Here is an 11,217-nt window from a genome sequence, read left to right as displayed (position 1 = left end):
CTTCAGGAATTAATAATCACGGAACGGACCTCGAGGTTCTGCATCGGCCATCTGTTTTTTCCAGTTCGCAAAATGGGCCTTCATTTCTTTCAGTTTTTCAGGATGCGTCTGCGAAAGATCGTGTTTCTCGCCGATATCCTGTGAGAGGTCAAACAGGCCATTCCCCTTTTCCGACTCAACCCATTTCCAGTCGCCAACTCGAGCCGCTTTATCTGCTCGGCGCTGCCAGTACATTTCGTTGCGGGGAGAAGCAGTTTTCCCCATCAGAACGGGCAGCATATCGTAGCCATCGATGACGATCTCTTCAGGCAGAGGAATCCCGGCTGCTTTGAGAAATGTGGGGACCAGTTCCAGAGAAGTCAGCAAATCATCATTCACTGTTCCCGGTTTAATTTTCGCCGGATAGCGCACCAGACAGGGGACGCGGATCCCCCCTTCGAACATCATCCCCTTCTTGCCTTTGAGCGGACTGTTATCCGCCCCGCCACTCCCCCCGTTGTCTGAAAAGAAGACGACGATGGTGTTGTCAGCGATCTGATATTCGTCAAGCAGCCCCAGGACTTCACCAATCGCATCGTCCATGCAGGTGATGGAGGCCACATACTCCAGTCGCCTTTTACTGGAGGAAACTCCCTGATTGATCACTGGTCCATCCGGAGTTTCCCGAAATTCGTAGCGTCCCGTTTTCTTCTTTGTCACCAGCGTATCCTTCAAGTGCGGATACATCTTTTTATATTTCTCAGGAGCCTGGGCACCGCCTCGAATCCGCGGATCCAGGCTGGAGGCACCATGCGGTGCATTGAAAGGAAGATAAAGAAAAAATGGTTTCTGATGATTCTCTTTGATGAAACGAACCGCTTCCCGTTGAAACAGGTACGTACAATATGTGCCTTTGTCTTCCTCCGTGGGCTGATTGTTACGATACATCGAGGGCACCCCGTATCTCTCATGAGTGAAGTAGTCGATGCCGGTATTCGTAAATCCATAAAAATCATCGAAACCTCGGGCGAGAGGCAGAAACCGTTTATGTATCCCCAGATCCCATTTCCCATAGATCGCACTGACATATCCTGCCGGCTTCAGTAATGCCGGAAGTAACTTTTCACGCACATCCATTCCGCCGATCCGCTCGAAGGAGACTTCGTAATCTGCCGGCTTATATTTGTGACCATAGTCTGGTGCTTCATTGCGAATCATGTCATAGATTCCGTTTCGCTGTGGATAGCGACCGGTTAACAGGCTGGCCCGACTGGGAGTGCAGGCAGGCCAGGTCACATAGAAGCTGGTTAATTTTGCCCCTTCTTTTGCCAGACGGTCCAGATGAGGTGTAATGATTTCCTCACTGCCAAAACTGCCCAGATCTTTGTACCCCTGGTCATCACTGACAATCATAATAATATTGGGAGGCGTTTTTTCAGCTGCATTGAGACTGATTGTCGTTGACAGACAAACCAGCAAAGCCAGACCGATAATTCTAAAAATAAAACGACGCTTGTGCTGGCACTGATTCTGACTCATGGCTGTTCTTCCGTACTATTTCAACAAAGGATACATTCGGTATAACTGATGGCTTATTTAGACTGTGTCCAGTTTTACTATAGCGTTTCCAGGGTTGTTTGGCCCGAGTAGATTAGATTGAGTGACGCTATACTTAAATGGGATGCGTTCTAGAATAACAGATGCTTTCGAGAAAATTCAAACAACCGCTACGGAAACAATCCCATGAATTTACGCTTGTCTCACAGACTGCTCTTTGTGCTCTGCCTTATTCTGTCGACGATCCAGCCCCTTTCCGCCAGTGAGCCAGATCGTTTCAAACCGACCGGATTTCAAATCTATTATGGAAGCGATCAGCAGGTATTAGACCAGTTGCAGCAGCAGATCCTACCGGGACAGGTAATTGTTGTTGAACTCCGCGGATTATCTACAGCACAGATTCAAAAGCTGGCTGCGCGAGCGCATGAGTTGAAAGCAATAGTGATCGCCTATCTCAGCGTGGGAGAACTGGGACAGATTGAACAACAGAAATTCCAACAGTATTTAAAGCAATCTGCTCCTCAGACAACTCTGGCAGATCTGACGCTCAGTAAAAACGAAACGTTCCAGTCCTGGCATATGGATGTCAGCCAACCAGCCTGGCGTGATTTTCTGAAGCAACGGATCAAGCAGATCTATCAACTGCCAGTCGACGGTCTGTTTCTGGATACCATCGATTCGGTTGATTTATATATTTCAAACAAAGAATGGAGTGTTCCACGAAGAGTTCAAAGTGTGACAGCGATGGTTTCCCTCATCCGTGAAATCAAAGCAGTGAATTCAGAAAAATTCATCATGCAAAACCGAGCACTGAATCTGATCGGCAAGACAGTCTTTGTCGGAGATGCGACGGGTGTCTTCGTTCCCGGGCTGAACCTGAAGCAGGCACACCCTCACAACCCGGACGGATTACTCTGGGAATCGGCTTACATGCATACCGGTGACTGGATCGAATCCAAAGAACGCGAGATGATCCAGATCCAGAAGCAGGGCTTCACATCCGTATTCACGCTTGGCTATACAGATACGAAGGCCGATCGAAAGCAGTTCTTCCAGAAAAGCCACGCCGCAGGTTTTATTCCCGCCTGGGGGAGTTCCACAACACGTTTACACCTGGAACCGACCGAATCTGAGTGACATCAATCAGATCATGAAATCGGTTTCACGTCCCAGAATTCGATCGACCAGATCCTGTGGCAGTTCAATCGAAGGAGCATGCTTACCGGCTACATCAGTCGGATTGATCCCGCAATATTGTGACCAGGGTCCCAGATGTCGCCAGCGGCCTGCCCGACCGGGTTCACTCTCCATCACCGGAGTCGTGCACCGGTTACAGCCGATCGTCGGGTACCCCTGCTTATGCAACGGGTTGGTAATGACCTGCTTCTCCTCAAGGTAAGCCTGAAACTCTTCCTTGGAGAGACTTGCCAGAATATTGACGCGCAGACAGTTCATCGCAGGATCAATCGCCAGAATGGGTACATTGGCGCGTTGACCGCCATCCGCACGACGCAGACTTCCAATCAGAGCATCGTACTGTTCGGCAACCTGGATCAGAGGCTGAGTTTTACGCAGATCGCAGCACTGCTCCTGCCCTTCGACAGAAAGATAAAGTATGCCCAGTTCCTCAGTCTGTTCCTGCATTGTTTTGGCAGGCTCGAGCGTGACGATGTTGACGCCATACTCTTGAACCAGACGATCTCTGGTATCAAGGGTTTCCTGAAACAAAACTCCGGTATCGACAAACAGAATGGGAATATCAGCCTTAATCTCACTCAACATATGGGCTACGACACACCCCGCCCGCTGCATCGACGATAATGCTGCGAGCCGTGTGCCAAACATTTCCTGTGCCCAGTGGATCAGTTCCAATGGAGTCCGTTCTTCAAAGGACTCATTCAGATCTGATAAATCTGCCTGTGTCAGACGTGCCATTCAAATATTCCTGCTGCTGATTTCGCTCGATGGAAAGAAATCAGCAGATCATCGAAGTTCCTGCAAAATCCTGAAAATAGAGTACGGAATCACGAAAGCGTGATAATTTCAGGAATTGTAGCGAACCACCAGAAATACCTCAATGCGCGCATGAACGGGTTCTGAACCAATCAGAGCGAATTTCCCCTTTCATCACCGAAGAAAGCGCCACGACAGTTGGATTTTCAGGCTAATAGCCGCTCCGCCTTATGAAATCGAGTCCTTTCATACTGAAAGAATTCATCATTATTCAGATCAGCAATACTGTCCACCACCAGATCAGGCTGATAAGCAAAATTGGCCAGATCGGACAGGGAAGTCCCCCCTGAGAGCACCAGCACCGAACGGTAGCCCATTTCAACCCCTCCCAGGATGTCGGTTTCCATTGTATCGCCGATCATCGTAGTCTGGGCAGAGGAAATACCGAGTTCCTGCCGGGCACTTCGCATCATAACCGGACTCGGCTTCCCAACACTGAAGGCCTGCTTCTTTGTCGCCGCTTCCAACATGGCAACAATCGCGCCACAGCCAGGTCTGGTTCCGTTCTGAGTCGGGCAGTTCGGGTCCATATTTGTGGCAATCAGTTTGGCACCATTTTCAATCATGCGAACAGCTGCTTCGATCATTTCGAAATTCATCAACCGGCCTTCGCCGACGACAACATAATCGGGATCGTGGTCTACAATCGAATAACCATTTCTATGCAATGCATGCAGCAGACCCCCTTCCCCAATCACATAAGCAGTCCCGTTCGGCTTACTTTGTGCCAGAAAGCGGGCAGTCGCCATCGCACAGGTAAAAATATGCTCTTCCCCTACGGTGATTCCCATCCGGGACAATTTTGTAACGACATCACGGCGGGTTCTCTGGCTGTTATTAGTTAAAAACATGAAAGGCAGATCACGTTTTTTTAACTCATTGATAAATCCGACTGCCCCGTCAATCAGGTCAGTCCCACGGTAAATCACACCATCCATGTCAATCAAAAATCCTGGTAACATCACGTTCAGTCCTTGAATTAATAAAATGAGTCGAGGCTCATGTGGGTGATCTTCAGATGCTGGAGCGCGCTCACTGAGAAATCAGTGTTTGAATCGGGTCTTGGAATGTTGCCTGCTATTCAGAGGCGAATTGAGTTTTTAGTTTTCAACTCCAATTTGACCATGAGAACAATTCATATCAGGTAGCATCTGCTGAAGAAATTTTGGCGCATTTCTAAGATAGTTAATTCAAGGACATCGCAATTGCCGTGCCGGAGTCCGGGCCGCCGAAGAAATGCCGATCACCCCACATTAACCTAAGCCCTTATTACTAAAGAACATTAAGCATGCACTATTTTGCAGGTTTGATTTGAAAACCACGAAATCTTTACAGGGATCTCACACTGAGCATCTGAGTGGGACTTAGCATTTAAGCGACGCTGCTCAGGAAATAGTCAGCTTCGGGAGGATTTATGGAACCAGATTATCTGGACTGCCAGATCCCGAATACCAATAAATAACCCTGGCCAACTTTGAGAAGCTGACCAGGGCAGAGCAACTAATAATATCATTCAAAATCAGAAACAGAATCAATTGTTATTCTGATTTTGTCAGATCATGAATCTCAATTTTTTTCGGCTGCATTTCCAGCTTTTTATCCAGTACGACCGTCAAAACACCAGAGTCCAAGGTCGCATTCACCGAGGACGGGTCGGCCCAGTCTGGTAACTGCACCACTCGTTTAAACTTGCCATAACGTCGTTCGTTATGCAGGAATTCCCGTTCTTCAACCGTTTTGCGTTCACCCGTGAGGATCAGGTGGCCATCCTGAATATCCAGTGACAGCTCTTCCTTTGTCATCCCTGGAACATCGAGAGCAATGTGATACTTGCTGTCTTCTTCCCAGACTGATAACGGCGAATAGGCCCCTTCCAAACCTGACAATGACTTTCCAAACATCTGGCTGAACGCATCATCTAATTCGTTACGAAGATTTGCTGAAAAGGGGAAACCTAATTTGTGAGTTCGTGTGCTTAACATGGCTTTTGCTCCTTAAATCCAGAAACAACATTGAATTAATTATATGAAGCCCGAAGGGCATACTTCATTAGTTGACAGTGACTACCATTTGCACAATCCATGCCATTTTAGACACACCAACAACACGAATTATCATAACTTGTTTTTCACAAAACACTTACACTAAATCACAAAAATAAAAACAGAACCAAAGTCAGCCGCCGCCACCACAAAATCATGCCTATATGGCAGCTTTCAAGATACACTCAAATCCGCCATTTTGGCACTAAGGCTTTCAAAACAAAAAAAACTCGCAGTAAATCAGACGACTTACTGCGAGTTAAATGATCCCCTTAAACTACAATCCAGTTCAGATCAGGCATTGTAGTAAAGGTCAAACTCGTAGGGATGAGGGCGTAAACGGATCGGATCCAACTCTTCGGTCCGTTTGAACTTGATGAAGGACTTAATCAAGTCTTCACTAAAGACATCGCCGGCGGTCAGGAAGTCGCTATCTTCTTCGAGAGCGATTAACGCTTCGTCGAGAGATTTAGGAGCGACATTGGTTTCAGCCAGTTCCTCAGGTGTCATGTCATAAATATCACGATCCAGTGGCTCACCAGGATCGATCTTATTCTGCACACCATCAATCATGGCCATCATCAAAGCGGTAAAGCTCAAATAGCCATTGGCTGTTGGATCCGGGCAACGAAACTCAACGCGTTTTGCTTTCGGACTACCGGAGTACATTGGAATACGGCAGGAAGCTGAACGGTTCCGCTGACTCATGGCCAACGTCACAGGAGCTTCGAAGCCAGGCACCAGACGATGGAAGCTGTTAGCAGTCGGATTCGACAGAGCGATCAGTGCCCGACCATGCTTCAGAATCCCGCCGATCGCATGCAGCGCCAGCTCGCTCATTCCGGCATAGCCTTCACCGGCCATCAATGTATTACCATCTTTCCAGAGTGAGATATGCGTGTGCATTCCAGAACCGTTGTCTTCAAACACAGGCTTGGGCATGAAGGTCACAGTTTTCCCGTTACGTTTAGCGACGTTCTTGATGATATACTTGTACCACATGAACTGGTCAGCCATCTGCAGCAGAGGTGAAAATTCCATATCGATTTCACACTGTCCTGCGGTAGCAACTTCATGGTGATGGGCTTCAACGACGATGCCGACTTTCTGAAGTTCCTCCACCATTTCCGCACGCAGGTCGCCATAAGAATCGCTGGGCGAAACAGGAAAGTATCCGCCTTTATAACCGACCTTATGTCCCAGGTTCCCCTCTTCAGAACGCCCTGTGTTCCAGGCAGCTTCTGAGGAATCGATTTCGTACATGGCACCTCTCTGGTTGGAAAGATATCGTACATCATCAAAAATGAAGAATTCCGGTTCGGGACCAATGAAACAGGTGTCGGCAATTCCTGTCTGCTGCAGGTAAGCCAGACCTTTCTTGGCAACATTCCGAGGATCTTTATTGTAATCCTCTTTGGTGATCGGATCGACAATGTCTGCCAGCACACTCACTGTAGGCTGCTTGAAGAACGGATCCAGCTTAACAGTTGCCGGGTCTGGCACTGCCAGCATGTCTGAGCTGTCGATTGTCTGCCAGCCACGAATGGAAGAGCCGTCAAAACCGACGCCATCTTCGAAAGTACCTTCATCCCAGGTGCTGATGGGGTAAGAACAGTGCTGCCAGGTACCAAAGATGTCGGTGAACTTCAAGTCGACCATCTTTGCGCCGTTTTTTTCTGCAAAGGCAAAAAAATCTTTGGGAGTCATCGTAATTTGCTCCTCTATATTTCTGAATAAACCAGCAGGTAAAGAGGTCCGCCATACCCTGTCCTGCGAAGAACCGATCATTTCCAAAATAAGTTCAAGCAAAGACCGCAGCCAGTAAAAAAGATTACCAGACTACGTGTAAGCAATTCATGTAAAACCAAAACGATTCAGATATTGGAACGCTTTTCTCTTTACTCGTTTTTGCCATGAGCATTGCTACAGACAACCTGTATCAGGCAGCAGCAACAAAACTCACCTTTTCCGGGTTACTTAAATTCATCATGAGTAGAAGTAGATCGGCTGGGAAAACAGCGATTGCAGGAATTCGCAACCATACCGAAACCCTCAGGCACAAAACACATCCACACTCGAAGCTGACGGATTCTATCGGGCGATGCGCTCTGCTAGTTTGATTTTCACCTTAACCAATCAAGCAGCAGAAATCTACTGTCAAACATTAAGTTCTCTGCCAAATCAGTCCCTGAAAAAAAAGACACGACTCAAGCTGCAGCATACAACTTTGAGGTTTCTGAGGGTTAGCAAAAACAGCGAAACAAGAGTACTCAGTAGAATTGATCAGAACTGTTATTTAAACGACATTTATTAACAAGCCCCTCGCAATAATCTGTGAACAGGAGTCCCTGGTGCAGCTCGACTCTGAAGTCAGATCGTGACTAGTGACTTCATTTCACGCACGGCCTGCTCCATTCCCACCAGTACAGCCCGGGAGATGATACTGTGGCCGATATTCAATTCACTGACATGAGGAATCGCTGCCACGGGGGTCACATTTCGATAGGTAAGACCGTGCCCCATGTGTAATTTCATTCCCTGCTCAACCGTGAACGCAGACGCTTTTTTCAGGATATTTAATTCCTGTTCCTGCTCTCCCGCAGAAGAGGCATCCGCATACCGACCGGTATGTAATTCAACCGCATGCACCCCCACTTTTCTGGACGCCGCGATCTGCGCCGGGTCGGGATCGATAAACAGACTGACTTCTATCCCGGCCTGCTGCAGCCTCTGGACACATTGTGCCACACGCTCTGCATTCGCAATGACATCCAGTCCCCCTTCTGTGGTCAACTCTTCTCTTTTCTCAGGAACCAGAGAAACCTGATCCGGGCGGACATCCAGGGCAATCTGAGTCATTTCTTCTTCAGCAGCCATCTCGAGATTCAGTTTGACCTGAACGGTCTTCTTCATTGTGTAGAGATCGTGATCCTGAATATGACGCCGGTCTTCTCTCAGGTGCAATGTGATTCCATCCGCCCCTCCCAGTTCCGCCAGGACAGCTGCCCACACTGGATCTGGTTCATATGTTAAACGTGCCTGACGTACAGTTGCGACATGATCAATGTTTACACCCAGAGCCGGCATGATTCACATTCTTTCTTAAGGGATCTCTGAAATACTGTTCTGACAGATTGAAATGAAACAGGTTCACAGCAATCGCGTGGTTAACAACTGCATCATATGGATTTTTATCAGATTATCCAGAATCGGAATCCCGTAATCTGGGACAAACTGACCTTTTCATTTCAAAAAAATAATATTTTTGTCGCAGATCAGACTGCGCTGTCGAATACCCGATAGTCCTCATCACTCATAAATCTTACATGCCGAAAGTCCGACCGACAGGCAATCCGAAAAAGCTTGGAAGCAGGCAACCCCGGGGGTAATTCTGGTCGGTGTAACAATTGCTGAAAGGCAGTCGTTCATCGACCAGAATCCTTCGGGAGTTTGCCGTTTCACGGAACTGCCGAGGAGACCTGATTTTTATTCAGGCTGAATTCATTCAGTTTGCGGTATGATATCGATCCGCGGGAATCGGGATTACTGCATCCAGAGAATCAGGCCTGGGGCCACCCAGATATTCAGTATCACCCAATCCAGCCAGTTTCCACATCATCAGAGTGGTGACTTCCTCAAGCACTTCTCGCGTCAGTCGTTTGCCATGGTATGCAGACAAATCGATGGGTTCTCCATAAACCAGCGAGGTATCGGCCCGTGAATAGAATGGTTCAATCATATTCCGGCCTTGAGGGGAGTTGTTGATATAGACCGGATACACGGGAGCCTTCGATCGCAGAGCCAGAAAGGCAATGCCGGAATTGGCATCGTAAATGGCTCGACCTTCCTGAATCCCGCCTTCCGGAAAAACTCCGATCAGCCCCCCGTCTTTTAAACGCCGCAAGGCTTCCCTTACCGGGACAACATCCTGACCATTCCGGTCAACAGGTATGGAATGCATGGCGCGTGAAATCCAACCTACCAGACCGGGGAGTTCATAGTACTCCCGGGCCATCAAGAAACTGATGCAGCGCATCTTCTTCTGAGGGTTTCCCAAGTGAGAATTATACCAGAGAACTATCGGATCTGTCGGACTGCGATGATTGGCAATCACGATACCAGAAGTATCTCCGGGGAAGGGACAACGCCGATTCCGTCGTAATCGCCAGAGACCAGGCGCATAGACCCGTGTAATCGCAAATAAGACCCAGGCACGCCAGCCATCCGGAAGATGTAAAGCCTGATAGACCAGCAAAGCTGAAGTAACCAGCAGGTAGAACAGCAGTGTCAGGATGGCGGCAGCTTCAGGGTTCATCATGATTCATAAAAATACGAACTACAGTGACAAGATCTCATCCGCAGAGGAGTGCATTATAATCCGATTAAAAAAATCATGGCAACCATTTCTCATCCTGTGAGGAATAACTTCACACAGGTTCAATGGATGCAACAATCTGATTTGTAATCCGGGAAAGATATCGTCCATGAGGTTCCTGTGGCTCCGTCGTCACAATAATCGCCGAAGCATCCAGTTCCGGATCGACCCAGAACACGGTTCCCGTCGCTCCCCCATGCCCAAAAGCAGAGCGGGAAAGCAGATCACCATAATAATCACTGTTGAATGCAGAGACGATCTGCCAGCCCAGCCCCCAGCCTTTCCCCTGTCTGGCGGCAAAAGATAATCCGGTGATCGAAGGTAACTGATCGCGTGTTGCTTCACGAATTGTCTGGGGGGACAGGATCTGCTGATCCTGATATCGGCCACCCGCTCGCAGCATTCCGGCAAACTTACTCAGATCCGCAGGAGTCGTCAGCAGCCCTCCCCACGGTGCCCCGAACTGTCGCCAGTAAGAACTGTTCCAGTCCCAATGTGGCTCCACATCCAGTTCAGCCGGAATTCGGATTTCTGCGATTCGATCTATACGAGGATTCTCTCCCCGCGTCCACTCATCAGGCAATCCCAACGCGGTATCACTCATCTGCAGAGGTTCAAACAGAGACTGCCGTAGATAGTCGGCACAAGACTGACCAGTAATCCGTGAAATGACTTCCCCCAGAATTGCAATCCCCGTACTCTGATATTGCACCATTCTGCCAGGTGGTTCATCGGGGGTAAGTTCGCAGATCTGTCTCACAAATTCAGAGAGTGGAGCGTTGGCAGCGCGTAGCTCCTGATTATCGGGGAGCATGTCCGGCAGTCCGGAAGTGTGCGTCATCAGATGCCGTAACGTGATTCCATGTTTTCCCGCACAACCGAATTCCGGAATAAACCGTTTAACGCGATCGCCGAGCAATAATTCGCCCTCTTCCAGCAGCTTCAATACTCCCGAGACGACGATTGGCTTGGTAATGGATGCGACCAGAAAGATGGTATCAGCAGTCAGCGTAGCAGACTGATCAGTGATTGCCCGGCGGCCACTGAAATAACTGCGTGACTCATCCCCTGCAACCACCCTCAATGCAATTGCGGGAACCTGATCGGTTTGACAGAACTCATCTATCAGTTTTTCGACTTTTTGCCAGTGATCAGAAATAAAACGAGACATCTTCCCAACCAGATTGAAACCAGGACAGAACCATGATGAGCCAGGAACCCAGATTACTCTCTGGTCGTGTTTTTGAAAAG

Annotated in this window: 9 protein-coding genes; 1 reads left to right on the top strand and 8 read right to left on the bottom strand. The window is 48.5% G+C overall.

Features of this window, described 5'->3' with window-relative positions:
* Positions 1–9: 9 nt before the first annotated feature.
* Positions 10–1,518, bottom strand: coding sequence for a sulfatase-like hydrolase/transferase (locus ACN0YN_RS25285; protein WP_417387813.1), 1,509 nt, complete (start codon positions 1,516–1,518; stop codon positions 10–12).
* A 204-nt stretch (positions 1,519–1,722) separates the two neighbouring features.
* Between ACN0YN_RS25285 and ACN0YN_RS25280 the strand changes: the two genes are divergently transcribed.
* Positions 1,723–2,673, top strand: coding sequence for an endo alpha-1,4 polygalactosaminidase (locus ACN0YN_RS25280; RefSeq protein WP_417387812.1), 951 nt, complete (start codon positions 1,723–1,725; stop codon positions 2,671–2,673).
* Between the two features lie 6 nt (positions 2,674–2,679).
* Here the strand turns inward: ACN0YN_RS25280 and ACN0YN_RS25275 are convergent, their stop codons facing one another.
* The 7 genes from ACN0YN_RS25275 to ACN0YN_RS25245 form a co-directional block, all read right to left on the bottom strand.
* Positions 2,680–3,471, bottom strand: a complete 792-nt coding sequence (locus tag ACN0YN_RS25275) for a phosphoadenylyl-sulfate reductase (protein WP_417387811.1) — start codon at positions 3,469–3,471, stop codon at positions 2,680–2,682.
* Between the two features lie 224 nt (positions 3,472–3,695).
* Positions 3,696–4,511 (bottom strand): HAD-IIA family hydrolase, encoded by an 816-nt coding sequence (locus ACN0YN_RS25270; protein ID WP_417387810.1) that lies wholly within the window; start codon positions 4,509–4,511, stop codon positions 3,696–3,698.
* A 576-nt stretch (positions 4,512–5,087) separates the two neighbouring features.
* The gene (locus ACN0YN_RS25265; RefSeq protein WP_417387809.1) at positions 5,088–5,531 is read right to left on the bottom strand and encodes an Hsp20/alpha crystallin family protein; all 444 of its coding nucleotides are present in this window, start codon (positions 5,529–5,531) and stop codon (positions 5,088–5,090) included.
* Positions 5,532–5,885: 354 nt separating this feature from the next.
* On the bottom strand, positions 5,886–7,298 hold the full coding sequence (gene glnA / locus ACN0YN_RS25260) for a type I glutamate--ammonia ligase (RefSeq protein ID WP_417387808.1): 1,413 nt from the start codon (positions 7,296–7,298) through the stop codon (positions 5,886–5,888).
* Between the two features lie 663 nt (positions 7,299–7,961).
* The gene (locus ACN0YN_RS25255; protein WP_417387807.1) at positions 7,962–8,678 is read right to left on the bottom strand and encodes a pyridoxine 5'-phosphate synthase; all 717 of its coding nucleotides are present in this window, start codon (positions 8,676–8,678) and stop codon (positions 7,962–7,964) included.
* Between the two features lie 418 nt (positions 8,679–9,096).
* Complete coding sequence (locus ACN0YN_RS25250) at positions 9,097–9,909, bottom strand: lysophospholipid acyltransferase family protein (protein ID WP_417387806.1); 813 nt, start codon at positions 9,907–9,909, stop codon at positions 9,097–9,099.
* A gap of 109 nt (positions 9,910–10,018) precedes the next feature.
* On the bottom strand, positions 10,019–11,137 hold the full coding sequence (locus ACN0YN_RS25245; RefSeq protein ID WP_417387805.1) for a serine hydrolase domain-containing protein: 1,119 nt from the start codon (positions 11,135–11,137) through the stop codon (positions 10,019–10,021).
* Between the last annotated feature and the right edge of the window lie 80 nt (positions 11,138–11,217).

The organism is Gimesia sp. (assembly GCF_048260065.1).
In the GTDB taxonomy this organism is placed as follows: Bacteria; Planctomycetota; Planctomycetia; order Planctomycetales; family Planctomycetaceae; genus Gimesia.
This window is presented reverse-complemented; position numbering and strand designations above follow the sequence as displayed.

What these genes read in the sequence shown, in the direction of transcription:
- ACN0YN_RS25250 (WP_417387806.1), bottom strand. Translation starts at nt 9,909, where the DNA reads ATGATGAACCCTGAAGCTGCCGCCATCCTGACACTGCTGTTCTACCTG.
- ACN0YN_RS25270 (WP_417387810.1), bottom strand. Translation starts at nt 4,511, where the DNA reads ATGTTACCAGGATTTTTGATTGACATGGATGGTGTGATTTACCGTGGG.
- ACN0YN_RS25245 (WP_417387805.1), bottom strand. Translation starts at nt 11,137, where the DNA reads ATGTCTCGTTTTATTTCTGATCACTGGCAAAAAGTCGAAAAACTGATA.
- glnA (WP_417387808.1), bottom strand. Translation starts at nt 7,298, where the DNA reads ATGACTCCCAAAGATTTTTTTGCCTTTGCAGAAAAAAACGGCGCAAAG.
- ACN0YN_RS25280 (WP_417387812.1), top strand. Translation starts at nt 1,723, where the DNA reads ATGAATTTACGCTTGTCTCACAGACTGCTCTTTGTGCTCTGCCTTATT.
- ACN0YN_RS25275 (WP_417387811.1), bottom strand. Translation starts at nt 3,471, where the DNA reads ATGGCACGTCTGACACAGGCAGATTTATCAGATCTGAATGAGTCCTTT.
- ACN0YN_RS25285 (WP_417387813.1), bottom strand. Translation starts at nt 1,518, where the DNA reads ATGAGTCAGAATCAGTGCCAGCACAAGCGTCGTTTTATTTTTAGAATT.
- ACN0YN_RS25265 (WP_417387809.1), bottom strand. Translation starts at nt 5,531, where the DNA reads ATGTTAAGCACACGAACTCACAAATTAGGTTTCCCCTTTTCAGCAAAT.
- ACN0YN_RS25255 (WP_417387807.1), bottom strand. Translation starts at nt 8,678, where the DNA reads ATGCCGGCTCTGGGTGTAAACATTGATCATGTCGCAACTGTACGTCAG.